This window comes from candidate division WOR-3 bacterium (assembly GCA_029858255.1).
Lineage (GTDB): Bacteria > Hydrothermota > Tepidihabitantia > SM23-42 > SM23-42 > SM23-42.
The window spans coordinates 1-25,544 of sequence record JAOUFJ010000030.1 but is presented as its reverse complement, the minus strand read 5'-3'; the positions used below and the strand labels follow the sequence as shown (position 1 = coordinate 25,544).

Below are 25,544 nucleotides of genomic sequence, written 5' to 3'. Positions count from 1 at the left end.
ACTTTTGCCAAAACCTTCATCATTTGGCGATGTATCAAGCCGTTTGTACCAAGTACTTCATCACCGTAGATATTGAAGGCACGGCCTTTGAAATCCGTGATCTTACCCCCCGCCTCTCTCAGGATCAACGAACCGGCGGCCTGGTCCCAGGGTGACAATTTTAATTCCCAATAACCATCGAATCGCCCACATGCCGTGTAGCATAAATCCAACGCTGCTGAACCGAGCCTTCTGACTGCACGTGCACGCACCGCGAATTCGCCGAATTGCTGTAGGTTATTCCGTGTGCTGCTCCGAATGTCATAAGGGAAACCTGTCACAAGCAGACTTCTGTCAAGCTTCCGGGTGCGCGACACACGGATCTTACGTCCATTCAAACGTGCCCCGCAATTCTTGACCGCGGTAAAAGTTTCACACCTATTCGGGTCGTATACGACACCGAGGACAACGTCATCATCAACCTCAAGCCCGACGGAAATTGCCCATATCGGCAGGCCGTGGGCAAAATTGGTGGTCCCATCGAGCGGATCAACGATCCACCGAACGTCCTTATCGGGATTCGTATTGATGTCTTCCTCGCTTAATATCCCGTGGTCCGGGTATTCGCGGCTCAAGGCAGCGACGATTTTCTCCTGAGCATCACGATCAAACTGCGTAACGAGATCGATTTCTCCTTTGAAGGACACCCGGAGGCCTCTGCGGGACTGCCTTGCTATGTCATCACCAACTCGGTGAACCAAACGGACAGCAAAATTCAAAGATTTTGCCACATGCTTCTGGGCAAGCATTCTCCCCATCTTATTTTCAGCGATTATATTCAGACGGATATAAAATCACCAAGAATCTCAATTTCCTGTCGCAATCTGTCGTTCTTGGGATCTAATGCCTGAGCACGTTTCCATTGATTCAGAGCATTGTTCCCATCACCCTTTAATAGATACACACGCCCCAATCGTACGGAGGTACGAGCATCACGGTCGTTCTCCGGTATCTGCTCGTAATAATCAAGAGCGCCACCATACAGACCAAGCCTGTAGTATAGATTGGCAATGTTCTTTAACAGGACATTGTCTCCGGGTTGAAGTAACAGCGCCTCGAGGTAAAGACTCTCTGCAGTTTCATTCTCCTCAATACTCTCACGGAGTAATGCCAGGTTATTCTTGAACGCAGCAGACTCAGGGAATCTCTCAACGGCACTTGAGAGCAAAGCGATCGCGGTCTTAACATCACCCTTCTTAACATTTATGAGCGAAAGATAAAGGTAGGGAGTAATGAGGTCTTCGGAAATACTCAAAACATGCTGAAAACCCCGATCGGCTCTGTCCAATTCACCCAAATTGTAGCGTGCAATGGAGAGATTCAGATTTACCTTTAAATTATCAGGCTCGAGTTTCTGTGCTTCCTCAAGTAAATCAATCGCTTCCTTAAAAAGCTTCACGCGAATGAAGAGATACCCCATATTTGAGAGTATTGACACACGCCTTTCCTTCTGGAGCGCCCTCTCCAAATAATCCTTTGCACTGTCGTCATTACCGCGCGCAAGTGCAATCATACCAAGGTAGAACAAAGCCTCGGTGTCCTCAGGATCATCGTCGAGAACTTCTGTGAATTCATTCTCGGCCTCATCATATTGCGTACTCTGATAGTATGCAAGCCCCATGTTCCTGTGCTCGCCCTCATCACCAGATACGAATTTCTTCTCAACACGGGTCTTCGGCTCTTCAATAACACCGGCGGTCAACAGAACATACACTGCCTTGCACGCTTCATGGAAATCAATCCCCGATTTCTTCACAACTTCATCGATACTCTTTTCGCCGTCAGTCAATGCTAAGACTCTCTCTTCCGATTCAGTAAGTTCAAGACTTTTTCCATCTTCCTTCGCGACCAGGATCTTCCCGGCGGGCGGTAACCTTTCCTGAATTTCCTGCCATGTTGGGATGCGTCTGGCGCTCCCCAACAGCAAATCCTTCGACGAAAGCTGAATAGTATGCTCGCCAGCCGCCGGCAGCAATCCTTCCTCGAAATTGAAATAACCTTTATTCCATGTGAGCATAGTGAATATCGCGTCTTCGATTTGACGTTTTAATTCTTCTTCTAGGATCTGACGTGAAATTGCGCCCATCTCAACGAGGATTTCTCCGATCCTTTTTTTCTTTGCCTTTTGAACACCAAGAGCTTGTTTAAGAATATTCTTGTCAAAGAGACGCCTCCCAAGCAGGGAATCTCCAAGTCGTGAATCACGTTTGAGTATTGTGGCATGAACTATTTTGCCGTCCTGTAGAAAGATATTGCCGAAATTACTGCCATCGGTCACGGATAGACAACCTGATTTGAGTGAATATGCAAGGAGTTGGATTACCTCGGGCAGTGATGCCTCGACCAAGGAGCCTTTAATCGCCATGGATGTTCCCCGTTGTTATCCGCAAATCCACCAATCTCTCAAAATCTTTCCATGAGCAATTCATTTCGCACCTCGGGAACCATGTAATTGTCATCATCGTGGATATCTACTGTGACTTCAGACTTTGCCTGCTTCAAAACCTTTTCAGCAGCTGCGTCGCTCGTGCTCTCGGTCTCGGTTTCTACCGTTTCTCCCTCGCCAGGCAACCCAAGTGGTACAATACCTGACTCATCACTACCTGCGCCGTGCAGAAAATAATCTATGTCGTAGAACGATTCAAATTCCGGAATCCCTTCTTTGAATATGTCATCAAACGTTTCTTCCGCGTCGGAGGGCATCTTTCTTCTGACATATTGGCTGATAACATCGGCCGAAGGTTTTTCAAGTTCCACAACTTTGCCTTCATCAAAAATACCCTTGAGCGAAGCTGGTAACCCAACTCCTGTGGACGGATGAACAGAGGCGATGATCACTTGCTTTCCTTCACCTCTGAATCTCTCAAGGAGTTCGCCAATATCATTGATAAAGCTCTCAGAAGCATTGAAGACCGCATCAAAATTGTCCAATAACAAAACGTCGTGATCGACAGTAGAACCTGGAAATCCGCTCTCCCCCGCACTTCGCAGATCATGATACATCACTGATATATTACGAGACAGCAGATCATCACAGACCGCTTCAAGAAAATGAGTCTTCCCCGTACCACTATTTCCCAGGATAACAAACGGGTTATACTCTCCTAGTTTATCCAGCACCTTATCGTGATAAGCATCCCATACGAGCTTATTGCAGAAGCCCAGGATGAATTCATTGAACTTACGCCATTTTCTATTGCTTCGCTCGGACTCACCAGATACCTGGAGGAGTTTTTCGATCTCCACTATGCTATCAGGGTTGAATAATCGCATTTCGATCTTCATCGCATCGGCTGGTGATTTCTTGCGGTCTATGCTGGCAAAGATGTTTTGCAGTCTAATTAACCTTCTCACTCTTTCTACATAGTCATGATATGCGCGTCTCAGTTCGAGCGTGTCCTTCGACGACGACTTTTTCAGAAGAGAAACATCAAACCCTCTCTTTCTCCAAATAGAAATCCGCCTCTGGTATTCTTCCTTGACAGACGGAGCCTCAACATCTTCAAGACCCCAGACATCATCTCGGTTTGTCTCCTTCAACAAGGAAGGTATTGGAGACACTTTCTTCTGTGGAAACAGCTCTTTAAGAATAAACTTAATGCTATTTGCATCGATCGCCAGGTTACCCAGAGACGAATAGGTTACAAGGCGCCTGACCATGTTGTCGATCACGCCAACAGAACCGACCGGAATACAAGCTAATTCTTCGACGATCTCATCGGACAGGATAATACCCGCTTCATCAGCTTTTATTCTAATAATATCCTTCCGGATCTTTTGTTCGAGCGGCAATAACTCACAAATCAGACCACCATTGATCATATTACATATTCTTGGCGTGAACCCGCTGATAGTCTGCGGTAAGGCATTTGCGGAGAAACATACCTGAATATTGTCGCGGAGTGCCTGTTCCAAAACCTCACTCAACCTCTTCTTATATTCATCGCCGATTTCGTGAATATCGTCCACAACCAAAGGTGCATCTAAACCACCACGGTTTTTGAATTTTGTTTCAAACTGCTTTGCGGTGAGGAAATACGAAGTATGCGTCTTGGTCAACTCGAGGTTGATAGCCGAGAGTAGATGAGTCTTGCCCAAACCTCTGCCCCCGTAAATATAGAGTGGATTGAATACTACGCCGGGAAATTCAACGATCTTCTTTGCTGCACTGAAGGCTACTCTGTTTCCCTCATAAATATAAAAACTATCGAATGTTTGTTCTGTTTTCATCCCTCAGTTTCCAGTATTCTTACAGCCTCGGCACAAAAATCAGCGGCCGCGACCCTTACCAAACCAGGCAGTGTGCGATTATCAAAGAGAGTCACTAACAGATAATCATCATCAATGCAAGTATAGTACATACTAGCACTGGCGCCCTCCTGCAAGAAACTGGAAAACTTTTTGTCACCAACAATATGAGCAAGTTCCATCGTTGAATTGAAGATACTGCAGGCAACCGCATTGATCGTTAGGACATCGAATGAATCAACAAAGCCACGCTGGACAACCAACTGGCCAGCAAGAGTCGAAAACAAAGCCCAGATTGTGTTAGCCTGACTGCAAAATTCTTCGAGCAACACCCCTAATTTTTCGTATTTATTCTTCGAAATTACAATAACTTCCGGTATATGCATTTCTAAAAATTATAGCTAAGAATTGTTGTCAAGTCAATACCTGCAACGAGCGCCGACCACTTCAGCCCGTGTATCCCAAATTTCAAACCGCACACATGTAGAATTCTTCCAAGAGAGACAATTGTCACCCGTTACAAATGAGTAATGCTAAGCGAATATTGAAGGCTATTATCTACTTCTTACTTCTTTTTAGATATTCGTAGATGCGATTGAAATCATTTACACTCAGGCAGTGGATGACTATCGAACCCCGGTTTTTCTTCCACTCAATGCTTACTTTCGTCCTGAGCAGTTTAGAGAGTTCTTCTTCGAGCATGACGATGTTCGGCTCTTTGCTCTTTGCCAGTGTAATGCGCGGTTTCTTGCCCAGCTTCCTGACAATTGCCTCGGCCTGGCGGACCGATAGGTCTTCCGCAACGATACGCTCGGCAATATGGACGATCTGCATTTCATCGTTCAGTGCCAGAAGAGCACGCGCGTGTCCGGCATTCATCTTACCAGTTCTCAAGTAATCTACGACTCGCCTGGGAAGCGACAAGAGCCTCAAAGCATTGGTCACGGTCGACCTGTCCTTACCAACGAGAAGCGCTATCCGGTCGTGAGTTAGTTTGAATTTACTGTTCAGCTGTTCATAGGCCTGAGCTTCCTCAACCGGATTCAGATCCTTACGCTGAAGGTTCTCGATCAGACCGATCTCGAGCAATTCCTGCTCGCTCAGATCCCTGATTACGGCAGGGATCTCATTAAGGCCAGCAGTACGCGCCGCCTTCAAACGTCTTTCGCCGGCAGCGAGTATAAAACCGTCGCCACTGCGCTTCACGATGATTGGCTCGATGACCCCTTTCTCTTTTATCGATGCGACCAGATCCCTGATTTCGGACTCGTCAATCGGAGCCCTTGGTTGATATGGATTCCTCTTAATAGCATTTATCGGGATCATCCGATAACCTTCCTGAAAGACTTCCTTTTCCTTGGTCGGAATGAGCGACTCAAGGCCCTTGCCCAATGCCCGTCTACGCATGATTTAAAAGCTCCCTTGTCAAACTCAGATAAGCCTGAGACCCCGAAGATACAATATTATAATGAATTGCTGATTTTCCATGTGAAGGCGATTCGGCGACCCGTACCGACCGCGGGATTACGGTCTTGAAGACAACGTCTGGGAAGTGCGTTTGGATATCCTCAACGACATCTTTTGCCAGATTCAACCTTGCATCGTACATCGTCAAGAGAATACCCTCGATCACGAGATTCTTGTTCAGATCGTTCTTCAGCGCCTTCAATGTTTTCAACAATTTCTCCAGGCCCTCCAATGCATAATATTCACACTGAATTGGAATGATTACACTATCGCAAGCGACCAGTGCGTTGATCGTAAGAAGACCGAGCGACGGCGGGCAGTCGATGATCCCGAAATCATATTCGAAACCGATGAGTGACAGCACGTTCTTCAGTTTGGATTCCCGGTCAGCCTCGTCAACGAGTTCAATCTCGGCGCCTGCTAAATCGGTCGTCGAAGGAAGAACCGATATCCTGGGCCACTTGGTCTTCAAGGTTATCTCTCTGACCAGACTTGGTTCATAGAGACAATCATATATTGATCTGCTCAGGGTTTTGTAATCGATCCCCAAACCACTCGTTGAATTGGCCTGTGGATCAATATCGATCAGAAGAACGTTCTTCTCGGCCAGTGAAAGCCCGGCCGTAATGTTCACCGCAGTCGCGGTCTTGCCGACCCCGCCTTTCTGATTGCATATCGCAATCTTCTTCATTTTGCCTATTGTAGCGAAAAAAAGCAAAAAGTCAATAAAAACGCCCGCCAACCATTGGGGTCAGGTCTTGACTATTGACAATTCTCACATTTTCGCCATACCTGACTTGATGTTCAGGGGTATTAAAACTTTTGTTTTGATATTAGGTATGCTGATTTGTCAATAGTCAAGACCTGACCCCAGAGCCATCCCAAACCAATCGTCGTTCTAAAGGCTGTCTTCGGGTATCTTTAGATAAAAAATATCATAATCGCCCAATTCGTTATCTGCCCAGACAATATGGGCACCTCCTTGCTCGTCCACCGCAAGGCAACCTTCGTGAATTAACGAAATGCCCATAGTATTAGAAATATTGTACACACTGCTCCACGCACCACTGACTAATCGATAGACGTAGTATATGTCGGTCTCGCCATATTGATTTGTGGTTGAATCTTTTGTCCTGTTCTGCCACACGAAATGCAGACGCTCCTCGCCATCGACGTCAAGTGCACTCTCAAACCCAATATCGTCGGGCTTATGCATGGGTAATTTTGTTGGTGATGCCCACGTACCGGCACTATTCTCTGAATAGTAAATGTAATATTCTTCATCCGGCATACTCCAGGTTACGTAAACAACACCAGTCCCGTCAGTGGTTATATCTGGTCGCAGACGGAATTGAGATCCTTCATTTACGGTAGTGAAATTTTGCCAGGTACCGCCCGCTGTAAGCATTTCATAGTGAATTGCATCACTACCCTCGTATGCAATATGAAGATTCCTGTACACGTCAACTGTTAGGCGAGCTGGATTATGGGCAAGCAAACCGGGTACCGTCATGATATCTGACCATTGGTCACCTGTCTTTATCCGATAACGCAACCCTGATTCTTCTATGTAACCCCACCACATAACATAAACCACATCATCAAGGCCAGCGGCAATTCGCGGCAATCTGACCACCGAACCGGACACCGTGGCTGAATGGGCAACAACTTGAATAGTGTCCCATGTCCCATCAGCCGGCGCATGCGATACAATGCCATATTGTCTGGGCCTTCGAAAATAAAATCCCACCAACAGACATGGACGTTGCCTGAGCCGTCTGTTGCCATAGTTGGTGCCACAGAATAGGTCGTGTTATTGGATATGTTTACGAGATTAGACCAACCATTGCCAAGGTTCTCTGTGAAAAATATCTCAAAATTATTTACGCCCGTACTCTCGGCCCAAACAACATACACAGTTCCATCATTTCCGACTGCTACTGACGGCGTAACAGATTTACCAATTGTCTGTGATATGTTAGTATACGGGGCATTATCTTCTTCATTCGCGCACATGAGAATCATTAACAGACAGCAAATGATTGAATAACAATATTTCTTGAATCTTCTCATTGTAGAAGAGAACAAACAATCAAAGCAGATGATTAATAGAATATGATCTATTTTCCAGATCTGCCCCCGCTGTTGCCAAAAGTCAATTGTCTTTTCTCTGTACCATCCGTATTCATTATCCATAGGTGATAGACAACTTCGATGTAGGTTGCTTTTTCAGTTATCTCCTCCATGGCGTAGACAATGCAGTTACCATCTGGGGTCCAGGTTGGATCGCATCCACCGGTTGATGTTAGTTGTGCAGTGTTGGCGCCAGTTGTGTCCATTGTCCAAATGTTATAGTCTACATACTCGGATGCGCTGACATAAGCGATCCTTGATCCAGCGGGCGACCATACGGGACTCTCGTCGAGAATCAGATTGTCAGTCAACCGTACGCCATTCTGTCCTGAAGAATCCATGACGAAAATCTCCGGGTACGTCACGTTTACATACCTAATGTGAACAATTTGGACACCTGAAGGTGACCATTTGGGCTGGCGCCATTCACCGGTTCCATGTACACTGATATCTTTCAGATTTGTGCCATTAGTGTCCATTAACCAAATTACTTTGGCTCCTTCTGGGTCATCATAGTCTGTGTCGAACGCGATGCGGTTACCAGACGGTGACCAAGCGGGGAAGAAACACGAGCCCCACGTAGTTAGTTGCGTAACGTCTTTGGTCGCAACATTTATCTTATGAATATTCCTATTCTTGACATACACTATCCATTCACCATCTGGCGACCAATCTGGTAGACTTCCATCAGTAAGATATGCGCTCTCTTCCGTCGCAACTTCAAATAACCATATTTCGTCTTTACCTTCATTAGTATATGCTATGAATTCTCCATCCGGCGATACAGCAGGCTCCCGTTCGCCAGACGTTATATATGGCTTCATGAAACAATTTTCGTTGCCACATCCACAAACAAGCAGAACAACACAAAATGTGTAAATGCAGCACGAAAGCCAATTCTTGTTGAACAGCTTCGCCCAATCATGTAAAATGAGTGCCGCTGATAGATACATCGTACCTCTATTTTGGCAAACTATACGCCCGCTCGTCTTACGAGTCAAGCCCTTTTTATCATCAGTCAAATTTCAACATATGACATTGTGTTGCATTGTGCAATTCACTGGATATAACCTATCGGGGATTAAAAGCAACATTTGTAAGCGGACATTCTCCCACCGGGCACCACTCTACGTAGGACATTGACACACCTCTGCCCATATGTAATATGATACATCTAAGGAGGTTTGATGGCATTCAATGCGAAAAGATTTGTTGACGAAAAGGCAAAAGAAATTCATAATCAGGTCGGACATGATACGGCACTATGCGCAACGAGCGGCGGTGTCGACTCAATGGTCTGCGCTTTCCTTGCACACCGTGCCCTGGGTTGGAATCTCATCGCAGTATTCATAGACGACGGACTCATGCGGGAAGGTGAACCCAAGAAAGTAACCTCGCTGCTGCGCAGCCGGGGCATACGGACCGTACTCGTGCGGGCGGCCGATGATTTCTTCAGGGCGCTCAAAGGAAAAGAAGATCCTGAAGATATGCGCAAGGCTTTCCGCGACACTTTTTATAAGACCCTGGGCAAGGCAGTGCGCAGACATAAGGCCAAGTACCTCATACAGGGCACGATAGCAGCTGATGTTGCGGAAACAAAGGGCAAAATAAAATCACAGCATAATGTGCTCGCTCAGATCGGAATCAATCCCCGCAAGTATGGACTCAATGTGATTGAACCTCTTGTGACGTTATACAAACCTGATGTCCGTAAGGTTGGAAAGGCACTCAGGCTGCCATCGTCGATCCATCAACGGATGCCGTTCCCCGGACCCGGACTGGCAACGAGGGTCGTGGGCGAGGTAACACCGGCAAAGGTTCGGCTGCTACGCAAGGCAACCGCGATCGTCGAGCGTGAGATGAAGAATGTCAGTGCATTCCAGACATTTGCGGTTCTGTTGAATGACCGGGCGACCGGAATAAGAAAAGGCAAGCGAGCATTCGGGAACATCATCGTCGTTCGCAGCGTGCAATCTAAGAATGCCATGACCGCATCGCCGACCCGTGTTCCCTATGCTATTTTGGAAAAGATACAGAAGAAAATCACCAGCCAGATACCAGAGGTCACCAAGGTGTTATATGATCTCTCGCCCAAACCACCGAGCACGATAGAATACATCTGAACAGCATTGCGAATTTCGAATTGCGCATTGCGAAATTGATATAAAACGTTAGGCTCGTTACTACCGTTATTACCATTTAGTTCGTTATTCTCGTTAATATCGTTACTTCCGTTAATTGCGTTAGTATCGTTAATACGCCTGATACTTGATACTCGATACTGGATAACGTGATACTCCGTTTGTCAGCGTAGCGTGTCTTCAGGAGCGCAGCGATGTGTCTCCAGTCCGCGTTGCGGACGTGTCTTCAACGTAGTGTGTCTCCAGTATTAGTTTCTCCATGTCACCGGGTCTCCCCGTCTCCGTTGCTCCGTTTCTTAGTCAGGGTGCGGTAGTTCCTCCAGTCGCTCCCGCGCGATGACGTCTATTGACAGGTCTGACGGGCCGAATCGCTTGAACCGTTCCATGCCAGCACGTGCGATCATCGCTCCATTGTCAGTACAGTATTGCACCGGCGCAACGTGGAGCGAAACACCGGTCTTCTTTGCCAAGACTTGAAATTTCTCGCGCAGTCTGACATTAACGGTAACGCCCCCGACTAATCCCAAATGCCTGACTCCGGTTTCCCGGAGTGCCCTCTCCGCAACCCGGGTCAGGTGTTCTAATGCCACTTCCTGGAAATTTGCCGCAACGTCATCTATATCATACCCCGGATTGTCCCTTGTGTAGTAAAGGACAGCTGTCTTAAGACCTGCATAACTGAAACTCAGACCATCAGGATGAGGCACTGGAAGTTCAACTTCCCCAATCTTCCCCGTTTTCGCCCGCTGCTCTATGTAAGGTCCACCCGGGTACGGCAAACCCATAACCTTTGCTACCTTGTCAAAGGCCTCGCCACACGCATCGTCGAGGGTTCGACCGAGAGTTTTATAACTGAATGGCCGGTCAACCAGCACAATCTCAGTATGCCCGCCTGAAACGATCAATACAAGATACGGACAGCGGGGAGGTTCGCCAGCCAGAAAAAGAGAATAGACATGCCCTTCCAGGTGATTGACACCGATAAACGGCTTACCGAGAGACACTGCCAGAGATTTCGCGAAGGATAATCCAACTAGCAGCGCGCCTATAAGCCCCGGTCCACGCGTTACGCTGATCAAATCAATATCTGCGAGTTGCCGATCAGCAACCTCGAGAGCTGTTTTGATCAGTGGCACGATTATCCGAATGTGGCTCCTTGCTGCTATCTCCGGAACCACTCCTCCGAATTTAGTATGAGCGATCTGCGATGAAACAATATTCGCTAAAACTTTTTCATCTTGAAGTACAGCGACAGATGTTTCATCGCAAGATGTCTCGATGCCAAGTGTAATCATTTTAGATTGTAGCAAAAGAGCACTAAAAATCAAGGTCTTACACTAAACGCCAACCTGGCCGCGAACCGATAATAACTCAAACGGTTGACGATAGCATATATTTGGCTATCTTTACGGATGCTGGTCTTGTCCCTCCTCGTCGCTCTTGCACCGGTTCTCTTCTTGATCTGGTATTTCAACCACCGCGATAAGTACGAACCAGAACCAAAGAAGAAAATCCTGAAGATCTTCGCTATCGGTGCCCTGATGGTCATTCCGGCAGCACTCGCGGAATTATTACTGATAAACCTTGTTGGCAGAATTACCGGGGGGTTACTCAATATTCTGATCATTTCTTTCTTCGTCATTGCACCGATAGAGGAAATTCTGAAATTTTTGGCCGTCCGGAAGTGGATCTACCGATCTCTTGAATTCAATGAAGTCATGGATGGTATTGTATATGCCGTTTCTGCATCACTGGGTTTTGCAGCGCTCGAAAACATCCTCTACGTACTTCCCCTCGGGCTTTCAACGGGCCTCGTTCGAGCATTCCTTGCCGTGCCCGGCCACGCATGCTTCGGTGCCCTCATGGGCTATTATATCGGCAGGGCAAAATTCAATCCTGCAAAGGAATCTCGATTAATGACCAAGGGAATAATCTATGCGATATTGAGTCACGGTCTGTATGATTTCCTCCTGCTTACGAGGAGTTCTTTTTCCTCCTTCGTTGTCCTGTTGCTCGTAGCTTTATTCCTGTGGATAAGAATACAATTACGGAAGGCGGAGATCGATAGCCGCATAAGAACAGCCCAAACCGAAGGTATAGAGGCCGGAAAATCAAAGTGACCCCGTGACAACTATGTTAGTCAGCGTTATGCTATTGACAGTCAGAAGGAATTTTGTATTATAGATCATGATAAAAATGAATAAAGCGATCCTGGGTGCAATTGCCGCGGGAATAATCGGTATATTTTTTGCCACGGTCGGTTTCCTGCGCACAATAATGATTTTGTTTTTCATTACACTCGGATATCTTATCGGCTCGTATTTTGAAACACGAATGAAAGAATAGGGTTCATACCAAAAGACGTTATGATCGTTAATTTCGCTATTATCGTTAATTCCGCTACTGTCGTTATTCCCGTTAATCTCGTTCATCCCGCTATGACGACAAAGCGAATTTCGTATTGCGAATTGCGCATTTAACAAAAAACATTAATTTCGTCATTCTCGTTACTATTGTTAATCCCGTTATCACAGGTGGTTTTCGCAACTTCCAAACCTCTCAGCCTCCAAACTTCTTTCTTTCCCCGTTTTCCCGAGGCTCCGCTTCTCCGTTTCACACTGCGTTCAGCGTAGCATGCCTTCAGCGCTAGCGTGTCTACAGCGTAGTGTGTCTTCAACAACCTATGTCTTTGTTATATCACAAACGGCTGTGGCACAAAAGTCAATATAAGAATGATTAACGGTATCACTGCATAGATTTTCTGCCTCGTGGTCAATGGCGTCAACGTATCTTGAATCACCGGATCACGACGCGCAATGAAAGCGGCAACCAGCGCCCAGAAATACCATCCTAACCAGAGCAACCCGAGTCCGAGGATCGCAGCGAAGATCGGGACATAAAGAAAACGTCTTTTCTTAAGGAATAGGCTGAAGGTCACATGCCCACCATCGAGCTGGCCTATAGGTATCAAGTTCATTGAAGTCACGAATAATCCGAGCCACCCGGCGAATGCTACGGGGTGGAGAAAAAGGTCATACCCTTGGGGTATGTCAGTGTGTATCAATTTGGCGAATAACCAGAACAACAGCGAATCACCCAATCTCAAGATACCTTCTGTTTCGGGCGCGATCCTGACGTCAGACAGATAGATACCTAGAATACTTATCGGCAGTGCCACAAGGAACCCTGCAACAGGCCCAGCCATACCGACCTTAAGGAGTGCTCTTCTCGAGGGGACTATGGATTTCATTCTTATGATGGCACCAAAAGTCCCTATAAAATGCAGAGGCATCGGTATAAAATACGGCAGTGTGGTCATCATGCCTTCGCGCCGCGATACAAAGTAGTGACCTAATTCATGGCAGGTGAGTATTGCCATTATCGAAGCGGAAAACGGGATACCCATCAGCAAATCAGACAAGTTAGTAAAGGGGTTTCCGCCACTGTTGAGCGACCCTGCCAAGATTGTTGATAGTATTGTGGCAATGAAAAGCATGATGTTCAACCAGTACCTGGGTTTCTCGTCTGGTCTACGATAGATCCCAAACTGGATAGTGTGCAGGCCATTCTCTTCTCTGAACAAAGGTGTGAATTCAGTATGCGAAAAATATTCCTTGATCTCGCTGACTGTCTTTCCTACCGGCGGGTATATTTTTCCTTTTACCTTACCTATCAACGAGGATCCCGTAACCTCTTCAACGGACATCTTAGTTCTCAGATATTCAATTACCTGTTCATTCATCGTAGTCTCTTAGCTGGCTTTTTCAAATGAAGCAATAGTAGCAGTATATCTGACGGACTGATACCCTGTATTCGTGATGCTTGGTCAAGATTTACCGGCTTCACCACGGCCAGCTTTGACCTCGCCTCGTTGGATAATCCAAAGATCTCATCGTAGTCAAAGTCCCGTGGTATGACCTCCAGCTGGAGTTCTCTCAACTTAGCGATCGCTTCCTGCTCCCGCGCGATATACCCCGCGTATTTTACCTCGATCTCGACCCGTTGGGCCACATCCGGGTTGAATTTGATATCACTCATTGCCTGTATCTCCTCATGATGCATGAGCGGACGCTTCAATATCTGGAAGAGACTTTGACCACCCCGCTCTTCCGGGATCTCTGCCTCGTTCTTCGCCGTCAGAATGGGATTGGCTGCATCCGGTTTCACTATTGTCTCCTTGAGCTGCGCGATGATCCTGTCGATCTCCTCCCGCTGGTCGAGGTAGAACTGATGTTGCTCTGGTCTGACCAGCCCGAATTTCACTCCATATTGCATGAGTCGGTCCGCGACATTGTCGATCCTGAGAATGAGCCGGTGCTCAGCCAGTGAAGTAAACATGCGGTATGGTTCTGTCGTGTTTTTAGTAACGAGATCATCGATCAAGACCCCGATATAACCCTCGTATCTCTGGAGAACGAACGGTTGCTCGCTGCGATTCTTAAGCACAGCATTGAGTCCGGCCACCAGCCCCTGTGCAGCCGCCTCTTCATAACCCGAAGTACCGTTTATCTGCCCGGCAAAATAGAGATGATCTACATTCTTTGATTCAAGAGTGGAGTACAATTGCACCGGGTAGATAAAATCATATTCGACCGCATAACCCGGTTTTGTGATTTCACTGTCCTCTAATCCTTTGATACTGTGCAGCACCTCCACCTGGACATCATAGGGTAGCGAAGTTGATAACCCGTTCAGATAATACTCGGGAGCATCGATTCCTTCTGGCTCGATAAAAATGATGTGCGAGTCTCTTTGCACAAAGCGTTCCACCTTGGTCTCGATTGAAGGGCAATATCGCGGACCAATACCTTTTATCTTGCCAGAAAAAAGCGGTGACCGATCCAGGTTCTTAGAGATAATGCTGTGCGTCTTCCGGTTCGTATGAGTGACGTAGCACGGCAGTTGTTTTTCGTTTACGCGTTCTGTACGAAAAGAGAAGGGCATCGGAACATCATCACCATGCTGTATCCTCATACCCGACAGATCAACACTTGTCCTCTTTACGCGCGGCGAAGTGCCCGTCTTAAGACGGCCGAGAGAAAACCCGGCCGACTTCAACGAACAACTCAATTGTGAGGCACTCGGTTCGTCCATACGCCCACCCGGGAAACTCTGCATGCCGACATGCATTAATCCATTCAAGAAGGTTCCGGTTGTCACGATTACGGCCGCGGCGCGGTACTCATTTCCAGACACTGTTCTCACTCCGGCTGCGGACTTACCTTCCATGATCACTTCGCTCGCTTCATCGGCTTTGACATCGATATTTTTGTTTTGTTCAATTGCGTTCCGCGCACTCCTCTTGTATTGTACCCGGTCGTTCTGAGTCCGCGGTGACCACACGGCAGGACCCTTTGAACGGTTAAGAATGCGATACTGCAAGGCGGTCTTATCGGCCAGGAATGCGATCTCACCACCCAATACATCGACTTCCTTGACCAGATGGCCCTTTGCGAGTCCACCGATCGAAGGATTGCAGGACATCTGGCCTATCTTATCGATGTCGAGGGTCAATAAAAGCACATGATGACCCATGCGGCCGGCAACCATCGCTGCTTCAATACCTGCGTGACCTCCACCGACAACGATAATATCGTACCTGTCTGGAACGCTCACTGCTAATGATAGCGATATTTAGTCAAAAATCAATGAATGCCTAACCGTCGACCGAATAGTTTCACAAAGCAGAGACGCGCTACCGAAACATCAGAAAAAGCCTAACGAACAAAATGCCGCAAACGATAACAAATGTGTTCAATTTTATCGCATTCACCTGTCACTCTTCCTCTCCACCACCTGCTCAGCCACACGATATTTCTCGACATATTTCAATATGCTGCAACGCAGAATTACTGCAAATGTAGTACGGCTTCTGGATTCTTATATTCAGAATATTGGATAATTTGCCACCATCTATTCTCCTCTTCAATAATCGATTCGTTCTGTTTGCGCAATCCAGAACCGATACTCTTCGCTTTACGATATCCTTAAGAAAATACATGAGTTATCTTATTTTGCCACTACGATAAGTCAATATGCTAAAAAGATGGTGACCGGTCCACAGAATATATAAGTTGTCTTGTTTGGACTAATCGAATACTTTCTTATTAACTGGTCTTTCCTTCTTTGCGATGCCCAGAGTGTAGTCCTTAACTTCTGCGCCGGGTTTTATAAACACATACAGCAATTCCTGTCGAGTTGCCATCGTTTCTGGCGGCAGCACCTTGGGCTCCAGCACATATGTGCCAGAAGCAAGATTGGCAAAACGAAATCCGCCATCCTTGTCAGTTGTCGTCATATAACCGTTTAGCGCAAGAACCACATTTGGTATACCATCTTCCTCCTCGTCCATCTGTCCGTTGTTATTGCTGTCAAAGTATACCGTGCCACCCATCGAACCCAGCACCTCGAGGGGGAAGTTGACCCGCGCCTGAGACAACAATCTCGTATCAACAGATTGCTTTCTTCGAGCAGTACCGATTTCGGCGGGCATGCAACCGAGATTCACATTGACAGAATGCTGACCGGATCTCACGAAATGGAAAGAATAGATACCATTTCTGTCTGTTTTCGTTTCACTCTTGCCATCGATGACAACATCAATATCCGGCATTGGTTCGTCGCCGTAATCGTACATTCCATTGTTATTTGCATCCATGAATACCCGCCCCGATATGAAACTCAAACCAACCCGGTCGAAATCAAAAGTCTTCGAAATGTTAAGAGAAAGAAACTGATCACTTGCCGTGTTATGGCGTATGTATTCGTAAGTAAAACTAAGATTCAGATCCCTGAAGAACCGTGAAGATATCTCAAATCCGGTCGTATGACTCTGGTAATGTGCGCGCGTAACAAAATTGAGAAATCCCTTGAATCTCACATGGTTTGGGAATGGAAACATGAGTCCGAACTGCCATACATCGGCATCGCGTCTTTGGAAACTCGACCAGAACTGGCAGTTCACAATGTGCTGCACCAATCTAAGGCCATATGCACGGCGTGCGCTTGACCATTCGTAATTCGCAGAAATCCCGAAGCCTTTGAAGCAATACTCACCGTCGACTATCTGAGTTACCCGCGCCCTCGAAAGAGAAACACCATAGGTCATTACGGGCAACCGCGCAGGTGACAATCTCGTATTAAGGGTAAGCCTCCTGTCACCCAAAGAACTGTAACCGATATCCTGACTGAAACCAAGCCAATCGGTCGGCTTCTCGTACGTATTCAATCTGAGCCAAGTACCACGGTACATCTTCACATTGGAGAGAGGCACGTAGTTTCCTGACATCGTAGTAAAATGGCAATGACCTCCGTATTTCTCCGCCGTATAACGTCCATTGAAAGCATAACTCGCGCCAATCCCGCGCTCGGTATGGCTTGCCCACAGCCGGTTATCAACGGTCAGATTGTCACCGAACCTGACTTCTGAATTTACACCAACTGAGTTATTATCGCTTACCCGAGTTGGAGAGGTATTATCGCTTCTTCGCATCAAGTAGAAATCAAGGGGGATGCGCGGGAAGAGTTGCCGGTGTAACCTGGCGCCGACCGTATATCTATTTTGATTGAATGTCGGGGGCAGCGATGTAGTGTTATCGCGTATTCTTCCCAGAAAAATATCAGCACCACGACTTATCAGCGACAGGCCCCAAAGGTTCAGGTTCGTGGTAACCGGGGCGCGCACGTGGTAAGGTTTCTCACCCAGCGCCAGGCGGAAATCACCAATCGCTGAATCAATTCCAAAGGATATGCTCTTCAACCCGGACTGATCTTGCCTTTTCTCCAATGCCACCCGGAGATCATACCGGTGCAACACGTAGTTGAAATACAGATCGGTAACCGATTGGCCACCTACCTGATGATATGTATAAAATGACGTATTGACACGGTTATTAGCGGCAAGCATGAAGAAGAGCATTATCATATTCACTTGTAGAATTTCCTCTCACCCACGATCAATTCAAGAGACCCATAATCGAGGATTATCTTTGCTAAATAGCCACCTTCGCCAATATCCTCGTCAATGCCAATCCTCAATCTTCTCTGATTCCCTGGCATCACCACGAACTCTGGTAACGAATCCTGCTGCATTATTCTAGTGTCGAAAGTGGTGATAATTGCTTCACCCTTAATCCTGAGATGAACATTCCCGTTATTACTCAACACTATTTCCAGAGAATCATTTTTCAATTGAAAACTGTCGAACGATGCACTCTTGTTGGCGTATTGCGGTATCGTGTAGTAAACCGGAACGCCAATCTCGCCAGCCACATTGATGGCAGTCGAGTAACGCATCGGGATCGGGCGTGATTTGAAAAGTAGCATCGAATAGTATTCAGCCAATACTTCACTGCTTGGCAAGCTGAATGTCACCCTCAGCCTTTCAATACTTTTGGGCGGAATGACGAATTCCTCAGGATTGACAACGGCCCGTGGTGCCAGAGAATTGACGAAGTGACCGGGCGCGTAAAAGGTGACTTCGCCTGTTTCATCAATGCTGAAATCCTCGAACTCGACCTTGATTCTCAGCGAATCATCGGTGAAGTTCTGTACCTCGAACACCTCGGTCATAGCATCGGCGCCGAAAACGGCCTTTTCAACCTTTGCCGGACCTACGGTAAAACCGAGATAGCCAATGATCAAGAAAGTTAATATATTCATAACCCATACACACGGTAGTACAACGTTATTGATTGATCGCCAGATTCGTCATCGGATTCGGCTTTGAATATGTAGTCTTGGGGACGCTCGAATCTCTTGAGCCCTGGTCCGCTGACTTCCAGACACTCGATCTCCTGATACAATATGCTGAATGCTCGCCAGTTACCACCTGGCGGGTCGACACCTGCCGGAGGCAGTGGCTCGCCGCCCGGAGCGAAATACAACTGGTCGAGCGCTATCGAGGCTGAAAAACTACCACTACCCCTTGTTGAAACATAGACATTTGAAATATCATGCAGGTTACCTATTCTCTGATAACCGACCGTGAGGAGGATGCCGTTGGGGTTGAATCCGGAAGCCTGTGTCGGTCGGTAATAAGTCGGAAAAACACTTGGAGGATATATCACCTGATACAAATCGAACTCCACATCGGAATCGATGATGACCATGATGCGCGTGCGCGAGAAAAGCAACGAGGCCGAAAGGAAAATCAATATAAAGATCGATTTGCCCATCGGCCTCAATTCTTACTCCGCGCTACTGCGCATAGACACGGTAGTAGATCGTCACGGTCTCGCCTGCTGCTGGTGTTGGAGCGTCATCAGTCTCAGCCTGAAAAACGTAATCCTGACTCTCATCCTGCCAGCCAGTCGTGTTTGTGCCATTAGCGATTTCCGCGTATGCATTCGTAAAAGAAACCCAGTTACCGCCCGGAGGATCATTCCCATCAGTAGGATTCGGCTCACCATCGGGCGCGTAGAACAACTGGTCAAGGGCAATCGTGGCACTGAAATCACCACTGCCGCTCGTTTCCAGATGCCAGGTCATAACCTGAGAATTGGAGAAGACCTGCACATCCACACCATCGCCATTCGTTCCACCCACGAGAGTCGGGTCATAATACCCAGGAAACAGTACCGGCGGATAAGTAACGGCAGCTGAACCAAGGTCGAATTCAGTATTGCCATTCACATAAAGACCAATGCGCGCCGGTACGCGAACCGTCACAACGAGAGTGTCGATCAAAGAATCGCCCGGCGCAAATCCCATTATCCTGTCGCCAGGTCCTCCCTGGATGATTCCAGCCAGCACCACTGCTGGCACTACGAGCAAGAGTATCCACGTTAGCTTCACTTTGCCTCCTTTTATTTTGTCCTTAAGTCATAGACCATTCTCTGCAACATTCATCTCACAAGACTTAAGTCTAGTCGATTTTACACAAGATTTCGAAGTTGTCAAGAGGCAATTCTTAGGGCTCAGCATAACCCTCGATCGGCACGCCAATACCCGCTTTCAATACCTGGCACGCACTTCCCACATAGCTCGCGATCTCATAATAACCGAGGCTTCCCTTCACACCAACAAGGCCTTTATATGACCCTGCGCTGTAATGATTTCTTATGGCCACGGTCCGTCCTAAGACGCGTAATTTCGTGATTTCTTCTGAATTTGGTATGTTAGTTACGCAATTCCCGAAGTGGTCGATATAGACGATCTCACCGCAGAAGATGTTTTTCTTCTTCCTCGGTTGGGCCGTCTCGTGACAGACATAGTCTTTGCACCTCTTCCCCAACATCTGCGTGCTGGTGCCACCTGCCAACCGGGCCGCGGTTGGGCCAAAAATGTCGCGTGCATGAAAAGTGGAGCTCATCCTGGCATTCATCTTTATTTCATAAACTTTTGATGCCTTTTCATAAATACGAGAAAAAAGGCCGTTATCCGGGCCCACAAAGAGGTGGCCATGTGATTGTACGATAAGCGGTTTCCGCTCGCTACCGACTCCCGGGTCGACGACCGAGAGATGAATTGAACCCTTCGGGAAATTTCTGAATACGGAAGAAAGCACAAAAGCAGCGCCTCGAACGTCATATGGTTTTATATTATGAGTGATATCGACGATGCGTGCACGTGGAGTGACTTTCAGTATCTCGCCCTTCACGGCCGCGACAAACCAATCAATTGCGCCGAAATCAGACAGAAATGTTATGATCTTCATACGATGCGGTATCGCTTCGACCAAAAACATCTTCAATCCACTCGTACAGAGACCCTGGCAAGAATCTGCTCGCCTTCAGACCAACATCGACGATTTGCGATGCAAACTGTGACTCGTACAAAATCCTTAAATCCTTTCTCATGTACGTTATCGCAATCAGCAGCACAAAACAGACGATAACACCCTTTATCAAGCCTAAAAATCCACCCAGTAAGCGGTCAATAAGACCGAGCGGCGTAATATGCACTATCTTTGAGATAATCCTACCGGCTATCGAGAAAACGACAACAACAATTATGAAGATCAACAAGAATGCAAGAATTTGGGGTATTCTCACGGCTGCGCTGTAGGTCAAGGCGATAATATATCCGCATATGATTCCGGCGATATCGAATGCACTCCTGATCAAACCGGTCGCTATGCCGTGAACGATCAAACTGATAACGATAACAATTATTACTATATCAATCCACGCCATTCAAGTATATTATAGATATATCACAAATTATGTCAACGAACAGATAAACGTTTGAGCGGCCGCACGACTCACATGCATCACTCGACCCACTCGATTCCATCTGTAGCGATATCATCCGGACTAATATCACCAACGATCAGCAAATAGAACCGGTCAGGATGCAGATATTTTCTCGCAGCGGTTTGCAGGTCATCAACAGTTAACCCGAGAATGTAATCTTCAAATCTCGACAAATAATCCAGACCAAGATTCTCGATCTCAATACGTGCAATTATATTTGCCAGCTCGCTATATGTATCATACGACAAGGGCAAATACCCCGTATAGAACTTCTTGGCCCTTGTTAATTCCTCAACGTATATCGTATCTCTCACCTTCTCCAATTCTTGGATCAAACCCGCAACCGCTTCATTGACCATTTCCTTCTTGGTTTGGACCTCGGCCGCGAAATAACCTCCATCCACAAAACGGCGGAAAGAGGAATAGGCAATGTAAGCTAACCCTTTTTCTTCCCTTATTGTTCCAGAGATGCGCGAAGTCAAACCAGCACCGCCAAGGATATAGTTCATGACGCGCGTCGCATTCCAATCAGTCTCACCATATCTCGGGCCAAAATCGCCGAGGAGAATATAGGCCTGAGATATGTCCATCGGTATCACCTGCGCCTTAGGATGCTCAATTGGGTCTGGTTCAGTAAAATGCGGTTTGGGTATCTCCCCTCTTTTCCACGCGCCAAAACTGCTATTTAGAGTCGCGAGCAGAGAATCCTTGTCAAAATCACCAACGAAAATCAGGAACGTGTTGTTCGGGTGATAGTAAGCATCATAGAAACCACGCGCTTCTGACGCAGTTATGGATGCAACCGAGCTTTCAATACCTTCAGGGAAGTGACCCAACGGATGTTCACCAAACAACAGGCTGCGAAAACCTTTTTCGCTCACTTCGAACGGATTGTCGGATCTTGCATTGATAAGCGAAATAGTTTCTCTTCTCAAACGGAACAATTCCAGGGAATCAAACTCCGGATGCTGAAGACAACTCTCAAGAATATCGATGAGTCGCGCCAGATCTTTGCTCAACACCTTACCGCTCAGCCCGGCGTAATCCTCTGTCACAAACGGTGTCAATTCACCGCCCACGGACTCAATGGTCTCAACGAGTTCGCTGTATGAGTACTGCTCTGTGCCCCTGATCAGGCTCTGCCCTGTTAGATTTGCCAGACCCTCTTTGCCTGCTGGATCCAAAACGCTGCCAGCCTCCACATACGCTCTCACCTCGACCACCGGGATCCTGTGAGCCTCTACCGTAAGGACGACCAATCCATTCTCCAGGGTGTCACGCTGTATTTGCGTTGCGGAGCTGAGGAAAATAGGAAGTAGAATAATGAGTGCCTTGTTCATTTGACCTCCGTTGGAACGAGATAACCGACTGTTCGATTATCCTGCGTAAAGTACTTTTCCGCCACCGCCATGACATCTTCGATATTCACCTTCTGGATACTGGCCGGGTACTCGTTAATGCTCTCCCACCCATGACCGGCAATCTCCAACTGCCCTATATGAGCTCCGATCCTTTCCGGGGAATCCCTTCTAAAAATATCCTGTGCTAATGCCTTGTTCTTCGCTTTGGTCAGTTCCGCTTCAATCAGGGGGATATTTTTCAAGTTATCCAGAACATCATAAATTTCTACCTCCAACATTTCAAGATCGATGTCCTTCTGTGGAATAGCAAGCAGCGTGAATCCACCGCCATACTTCAGATTTTGGTGATAGGTCCTGACTGCGGTTGCAATGCCTTTGTCGCGGACCAACTCCTGTTCAAAACGCGCACTGTATCCGGACGAGAGGATCATTGAAATCACATCCAGAGCGTACATATCTTCATGATCGGACGCGACCGTATGGTAGTATATAGCCAGAGCAGATTGATTTACCTGTTTTTTCAATACAAAACGGCGTTCACCGCGCTGAGGAGGTTCACTGTATGCAACGTCATCAAGCGGCGTGCCCTTGATGCTTCCGAAATGCTTGTTGATCACCTGACGCGCCTCTTCGGGGTATACATCACCAGCCAGGACAATGACTGCATTAGCAGGATTGTAATTCTTTCTGTACCAATTATAAACGTCATCCCGCGTAGTCCGCTCTAGGTCAGACATGAAACCTACGATTGGATTACGATATGGATGATAAGTGTAACTCATCAGATCTAATTGCTCAATAAGGCTGCCGAATGGATCGTTCTCCCTTAGCCTTCTTTCCTCCATAACTACTGCCTTTTCAGGGACGAAGTCATCAGGCGCAATAAGAAGATTCTGCATGCGGTCGGCCTCCAGATCTAATTCAATTTCATAGCGATCGCTTCTCAAATTCGCGTAGTAAACAGTCCGGTCAACCGAGGTATATCCATTCTCATACCCGCCAGCCTCTTCGATTATTCTATTATACTCTTTGGGCCCGTGCTTCTCGGTCCCCTTGAATGCCATGTGCTCGAGTAGATGGGAAATCCCGGTCAACCCCTGTGGTTCGTAATAGCTGCCAACCCGGTAGTGTATCTGGGTGGACACAACAGGAACGAAATGGTCCTCGTATAGTAGAACCCTTAAACCATTATCGAGACTGTATTCGATAACTTGAATAGGCTGAATGCAAATTAGCGCCAGAAGCAAATTTAGCATTAATTACCCCCTTTTTCTATATCTCTTCTAATATAGCCAGATATTGATGCTGGTCAATGGCTCTAGGGACAGGCATGACAGTTACCTCTTGACAAATACGGTTTTTTTGTTATAATATGATGTAAACAAATGTTTACATATATGAAAAAAGGTTACGTCATACGTTTAAGGGTTACGATGCCCGTATTGTTTGGGGGTAATGTCTTTCGGTACAATAACCGACCTTCACAAATGGAGGAAAGTCATGAAAACAAGAAATAAAATTCTCAAGGCGATCCAGGATTTTGTGGATGACTATGGATATCCACCGTCGATCCGCGAGATCGCCAAAAAAATACATCTCAAGAGCACCAAGGCAGTAAAGGTGCATCTGGATAATCTGGCAAGTGAAGGCCTTATTGAACGGGTTTCCGGGCAAGCCAGGGGCATACGCATCAAGCCAAAATCAATACCCATTGTCGGCAGGGTTACTGCTGGGTTACCAGAACTTGCTTTCGAAGAATTAGAAGGATCCTTCACTATATCACAGTGGCGTGATTGTTTTCTGCTCAAGGTAAAGGGCGATAGCATGATAAATGCCCATATCTATGATGGTGATATGGTTGTTGTTAAACCAACAAGAAATGCTTTAGATAATGAAATCATCGTCGCAAATGTAGGAGACGAAACAACAATTAAAAGGCTGCGAAGAATCGGTAAAGAACTCGTCTTGAAGCCAGAGAACGATACCTACCCAATTATTAGAGAGGCATTCGAAGTAATCGGTAAAGTTATCGGCGTTATAAGAAAATTATGAAAAATTCGCTCCTCGTAATAAACAAAGAGGAACAACAACCCCATTTCTCCCATTGTCATTGCGAGGAGCTTCCCCCTCATTGCGCGGAATCACTATGCTTGCCATCGCGTGGGTTCTATTATCATGAGATTGCTTCGCTTACGCTTGCAATGACAGAAAAAGAGTTGTCATTGCGAGGGGCGCAGCCCCGAAGCAATCCCTCTTCTCCCCGTCATTGCGAAAGGCGCAGCCCCGAAGCAATCCCTCTTCTCCCCGTCATTGCGAGGGGAGCAGCCCCGAAGCAATCTCTCTTCTCCCCGTCATTGCGAGGGGAGCAGCCCCGAAGCAATCTCTCTTGAATTATAAATGAATAAACAATACAACATTTACATAATGACCAACGAACATAACACCGTCCTATACACGGGTATCACCAGCGATTTAAAGAAGAGAGTCTATGAGCACAAGGAAAGACTGACATCTGGTTTTACAAAAAAGTATAGCACTAATAAACTAGTATACTATGAAACATTTGATAATGCATACAACGCAATCACAAGAGAAAAGAGAATTAAGGGTGGATCGAGAAAAAAGAAAATAGATTTGATTAATAGCATGAATCCAAAATGGAAGGACTTATACGATGATATATGAGATTGCTTCGCTTACGCTCGCAATGACAGAAAGAGTCGGTCATTGCGAGGAGCTTCCCCCTCATTGCGCGGAATCACTATGCTTGCCATCGCGTGGGTTCTATTATCATGAGATTGCTTCGCTTACGCTCGCAATGACAGAAAAAGAGTTGTCATTGCGAGGAGCTTCCCCCTCATTGCGCGGAATCACTATGCTTGCCATCGCGTGGGTTCTATTATCATGAGATTGCTTCGCTTACGCTTGCAATGACAGAAAAAGAGTTGTCATTGCGAGGG

Annotated in this window: 25 protein-coding genes; 5 read left to right on the top strand and 20 right to left on the bottom strand. The window is 46.8% G+C overall.

Annotation, left to right across the window (positions count from 1 at the left end; all coding sequences use genetic code 11):
- The 8 genes from OEV79_10630 to OEV79_10595 all read right to left on the bottom strand — a co-directional run.
- Nucleotides 1-788: inositol monophosphatase (locus tag OEV79_10630; GenBank protein MDH4211887.1), on the bottom strand; the 788-nt coding region annotated here is incomplete at its 3' end.
- 29 nt (nucleotides 789-817) lie between these two features.
- Complete coding sequence (locus tag OEV79_10625; GenBank protein MDH4211886.1) at nucleotides 818-2,404, bottom strand: tetratricopeptide repeat protein; 1,587 nt, start codon at nucleotides 2,402-2,404, stop codon at nucleotides 818-820.
- 38 nt (nucleotides 2,405-2,442) lie between these two features.
- A complete protein-coding gene (locus OEV79_10620) occupies nucleotides 2,443-4,269 on the bottom strand; it encodes a DnaA/Hda family protein (GenBank protein ID MDH4211885.1) in 1,827 nt (608 codons plus the stop codon).
- A complete protein-coding gene (locus OEV79_10615; protein MDH4211884.1) occupies nucleotides 4,266-4,673 on the bottom strand; it encodes a hypothetical protein in 408 nt (135 codons plus the stop codon). Before OEV79_10615 ends, OEV79_10620 begins: the two co-directional genes overlap by 4 nt.
- 172 nt (nucleotides 4,674-4,845) lie before the next feature.
- Nucleotides 4,846-5,694 (bottom strand): ParB/RepB/Spo0J family partition protein, encoded by an 849-nt coding sequence (locus OEV79_10610; protein MDH4211883.1) that lies wholly within the window; start codon nucleotides 5,692-5,694, stop codon nucleotides 4,846-4,848.
- Nucleotides 5,687-6,454 (bottom strand): AAA family ATPase, encoded by a 768-nt coding sequence (locus OEV79_10605; GenBank protein MDH4211882.1) that lies wholly within the window; start codon nucleotides 6,452-6,454, stop codon nucleotides 5,687-5,689. The genes OEV79_10610 and OEV79_10605 overlap by 8 nt, the downstream gene beginning before the upstream one ends.
- A 198-nt stretch (nucleotides 6,455-6,652) precedes the next feature.
- Nucleotides 6,653-7,504: a hypothetical protein gene (locus OEV79_10600; protein ID MDH4211881.1), complete on the bottom strand. Its 852-nt coding sequence runs from the start codon at nucleotides 7,502-7,504 to the stop codon at nucleotides 6,653-6,655.
- A 370-nt stretch (nucleotides 7,505-7,874) separates the two neighbouring features.
- Nucleotides 7,875-8,711, bottom strand: a complete 837-nt coding sequence (locus OEV79_10595; protein ID MDH4211880.1) for a DPP IV N-terminal domain-containing protein — start codon at nucleotides 8,709-8,711, stop codon at nucleotides 7,875-7,877.
- 363 nt (nucleotides 8,712-9,074) lie between these two features.
- On the opposite strand from OEV79_10595, the gene OEV79_10590 reads away from it, so the two are divergent.
- Nucleotides 9,075-10,010, top strand: coding sequence for an ExsB family transcriptional regulator (locus tag OEV79_10590; GenBank protein ID MDH4211879.1), 936 nt, complete (start codon nucleotides 9,075-9,077; stop codon nucleotides 10,008-10,010).
- A 314-nt stretch (nucleotides 10,011-10,324) separates the two neighbouring features.
- On the opposite strand, the gene tsaD is transcribed toward OEV79_10590, so the two are convergent.
- On the bottom strand, nucleotides 10,325-11,323 hold the full coding sequence (tsaD, locus tag OEV79_10585; protein ID MDH4211878.1) for a tRNA (adenosine(37)-N6)-threonylcarbamoyltransferase complex transferase subunit TsaD: 999 nt from the start codon (nucleotides 11,321-11,323) through the stop codon (nucleotides 10,325-10,327).
- A gap of 117 nt (nucleotides 11,324-11,440) precedes the next feature.
- Between tsaD and OEV79_10580 the strand changes: the two genes are divergently transcribed.
- Together OEV79_10580 and OEV79_10575 are read left to right on the top strand one after the other, a co-directional pair.
- Nucleotides 11,441-12,148 (top strand): PrsW family glutamic-type intramembrane protease, encoded by a 708-nt coding sequence (locus tag OEV79_10580; GenBank protein ID MDH4211877.1) that lies wholly within the window; start codon nucleotides 11,441-11,443, stop codon nucleotides 12,146-12,148.
- Between the two features lie 67 nt (nucleotides 12,149-12,215).
- A complete protein-coding gene (locus tag OEV79_10575) occupies nucleotides 12,216-12,374 on the top strand; it encodes a DUF2273 domain-containing protein (GenBank protein ID MDH4211876.1) in 159 nt (52 codons plus the stop codon).
- Between the two features lie 346 nt (nucleotides 12,375-12,720).
- Here OEV79_10575 and OEV79_10570 read toward each other — a convergent pair whose 3' ends face one another.
- From OEV79_10570 to OEV79_10520, 11 genes are all read right to left on the bottom strand, one after another.
- Nucleotides 12,721-13,770: a site-2 protease family protein gene (locus OEV79_10570; GenBank protein ID MDH4211875.1), complete on the bottom strand. Its 1,050-nt coding sequence runs from the start codon at nucleotides 13,768-13,770 to the stop codon at nucleotides 12,721-12,723.
- Complete coding sequence (gene mnmG, locus OEV79_10565; GenBank protein ID MDH4211874.1) at nucleotides 13,767-15,644, bottom strand: tRNA uridine-5-carboxymethylaminomethyl(34) synthesis enzyme MnmG; 1,878 nt, start codon at nucleotides 15,642-15,644, stop codon at nucleotides 13,767-13,769. The genes OEV79_10570 and mnmG overlap by 4 nt, the downstream gene beginning before the upstream one ends.
- Before the next feature lie 184 nt (nucleotides 15,645-15,828).
- Nucleotides 15,829-16,029: a hypothetical protein gene (locus tag OEV79_10560; protein MDH4211873.1), complete on the bottom strand. Its 201-nt coding sequence runs from the start codon at nucleotides 16,027-16,029 to the stop codon at nucleotides 15,829-15,831.
- Nucleotides 16,030-16,116: 87 nt separating this feature from the next.
- Nucleotides 16,117-17,952 (bottom strand): MSCRAMM family adhesin SdrC, encoded by a 1,836-nt coding sequence (locus OEV79_10555; GenBank protein ID MDH4211872.1) that lies wholly within the window; start codon nucleotides 17,950-17,952, stop codon nucleotides 16,117-16,119.
- A 2-nt stretch (nucleotides 17,953-17,954) separates the two neighbouring features.
- Nucleotides 17,955-18,689 carry a hypothetical protein gene (locus OEV79_10550; GenBank protein MDH4211871.1) on the bottom strand — a complete coding sequence of 245 codons (735 nt, stop codon included), beginning with the start codon at nucleotides 18,687-18,689 and terminating at the stop codon, nucleotides 17,955-17,957.
- Nucleotides 18,686-19,204, bottom strand: coding sequence for a hypothetical protein (locus tag OEV79_10545; GenBank protein ID MDH4211870.1), 519 nt, complete (start codon nucleotides 19,202-19,204; stop codon nucleotides 18,686-18,688). The genes OEV79_10550 and OEV79_10545 overlap by 4 nt, the downstream gene beginning before the upstream one ends.
- A gap of 22 nt (nucleotides 19,205-19,226) precedes the next feature.
- Entirely contained in the window at nucleotides 19,227-19,823 is a 597-nt protein-coding gene (locus tag OEV79_10540; GenBank protein ID MDH4211869.1) for a hypothetical protein, read from the bottom strand.
- A 115-nt stretch (nucleotides 19,824-19,938) separates the two neighbouring features.
- Nucleotides 19,939-20,685 (bottom strand): SAM-dependent chlorinase/fluorinase, encoded by a 747-nt coding sequence (locus OEV79_10535; GenBank protein MDH4211868.1) that lies wholly within the window; start codon nucleotides 20,683-20,685, stop codon nucleotides 19,939-19,941.
- The gene (locus OEV79_10530) at nucleotides 20,660-21,163 is read right to left on the bottom strand and encodes a CvpA family protein (protein ID MDH4211867.1); all 504 of its coding nucleotides are present in this window, start codon (nucleotides 21,161-21,163) and stop codon (nucleotides 20,660-20,662) included. Before OEV79_10530 ends, OEV79_10535 begins: the two co-directional genes overlap by 26 nt.
- Nucleotides 21,164-21,240: 77 nt before the next feature.
- Nucleotides 21,241-22,563, bottom strand: coding sequence for an insulinase family protein (locus OEV79_10525; GenBank protein ID MDH4211866.1), 1,323 nt, complete (start codon nucleotides 22,561-22,563; stop codon nucleotides 21,241-21,243).
- Nucleotides 22,560-23,840 carry an insulinase family protein gene (locus tag OEV79_10520; protein ID MDH4211865.1) on the bottom strand — a complete coding sequence of 427 codons (1,281 nt, stop codon included), beginning with the start codon at nucleotides 23,838-23,840 and terminating at the stop codon, nucleotides 22,560-22,562. The genes OEV79_10525 and OEV79_10520 overlap by 4 nt, the downstream gene beginning before the upstream one ends.
- Nucleotides 23,841-24,084: 244 nt before the next feature.
- On the opposite strand from OEV79_10520, the gene lexA reads away from it, so the two are divergent.
- Entirely contained in the window at nucleotides 24,085-24,636 is a 552-nt protein-coding gene (lexA, locus tag OEV79_10515) for a transcriptional repressor LexA (protein MDH4211864.1), read from the top strand.
- Nucleotides 24,637-24,981: 345 nt separating this feature from the next.
- Nucleotides 24,982-25,269, top strand: a complete 288-nt coding sequence (locus OEV79_10510) for a GIY-YIG nuclease family protein (protein ID MDH4211863.1) — start codon at nucleotides 24,982-24,984, stop codon at nucleotides 25,267-25,269.
- Nucleotides 25,270-25,544 lie beyond the last annotated feature (275 nt).

What these genes read in the sequence shown, in the direction of transcription:
- OEV79_10625 (MDH4211886.1), bottom strand. Translation starts at nt 2,404, where the DNA reads ATGGCGATTAAAGGCTCCTTGGTCGAGGCATCACTGCCCGAGGTAATC.
- OEV79_10620 (MDH4211885.1), bottom strand. Translation starts at nt 4,269, where the DNA reads ATGAAAACAGAACAAACATTCGATAGTTTTTATATTTATGAGGGAAAC.
- OEV79_10615 (MDH4211884.1), bottom strand. Translation starts at nt 4,673, where the DNA reads ATGCATATACCGGAAGTTATTGTAATTTCGAAGAATAAATACGAAAAA.
- OEV79_10610 (MDH4211883.1), bottom strand. Translation starts at nt 5,694, where the DNA reads ATGCGTAGACGGGCATTGGGCAAGGGCCTTGAGTCGCTCATTCCGACC.
- OEV79_10595 (MDH4211880.1), bottom strand. Translation starts at nt 8,711, where the DNA reads ATGAAGCCATATATAACGTCTGGCGAACGGGAGCCTGCTGTATCGCCG.
- OEV79_10590 (MDH4211879.1), top strand. Translation starts at nt 9,075, where the DNA reads ATGGCATTCAATGCGAAAAGATTTGTTGACGAAAAGGCAAAAGAAATT.
- tsaD (MDH4211878.1), bottom strand. Translation starts at nt 11,323, where the DNA reads ATGATTACACTTGGCATCGAGACATCTTGCGATGAAACATCTGTCGCT.
- OEV79_10580 (MDH4211877.1), top strand. Translation starts at nt 11,441, where the DNA reads ATGCTGGTCTTGTCCCTCCTCGTCGCTCTTGCACCGGTTCTCTTCTTG.
- OEV79_10575 (MDH4211876.1), top strand. Translation starts at nt 12,216, where the DNA reads ATGATAAAAATGAATAAAGCGATCCTGGGTGCAATTGCCGCGGGAATA.
- OEV79_10570 (MDH4211875.1), bottom strand. Translation starts at nt 13,770, where the DNA reads ATGAATGAACAGGTAATTGAATATCTGAGAACTAAGATGTCCGTTGAA.
- OEV79_10560 (MDH4211873.1), bottom strand. Translation starts at nt 16,029, where the DNA reads ATGTATTTTCTTAAGGATATCGTAAAGCGAAGAGTATCGGTTCTGGAT.
- OEV79_10555 (MDH4211872.1), bottom strand. Translation starts at nt 17,952, where the DNA reads ATGATAATGCTCTTCTTCATGCTTGCCGCTAATAACCGTGTCAATACG.
- OEV79_10550 (MDH4211871.1), bottom strand. Translation starts at nt 18,689, where the DNA reads ATGAATATATTAACTTTCTTGATCATTGGCTATCTCGGTTTTACCGTA.
- OEV79_10545 (MDH4211870.1), bottom strand. Translation starts at nt 19,204, where the DNA reads ATGGGCAAATCGATCTTTATATTGATTTTCCTTTCGGCCTCGTTGCTT.
- OEV79_10535 (MDH4211868.1), bottom strand. Translation starts at nt 20,685, where the DNA reads ATGAAGATCATAACATTTCTGTCTGATTTCGGCGCAATTGATTGGTTT.
- OEV79_10530 (MDH4211867.1), bottom strand. Translation starts at nt 21,163, where the DNA reads ATGGCGTGGATTGATATAGTAATAATTGTTATCGTTATCAGTTTGATC.
- OEV79_10525 (MDH4211866.1), bottom strand. Translation starts at nt 22,563, where the DNA reads ATGAACAAGGCACTCATTATTCTACTTCCTATTTTCCTCAGCTCCGCA.
- OEV79_10520 (MDH4211865.1), bottom strand. Translation starts at nt 23,840, where the DNA reads ATGCTAAATTTGCTTCTGGCGCTAATTTGCATTCAGCCTATTCAAGTT.
- lexA (MDH4211864.1), top strand. Translation starts at nt 24,085, where the DNA reads ATGAAAACAAGAAATAAAATTCTCAAGGCGATCCAGGATTTTGTGGAT.
- OEV79_10510 (MDH4211863.1), top strand. Translation starts at nt 24,982, where the DNA reads ATGAATAAACAATACAACATTTACATAATGACCAACGAACATAACACC.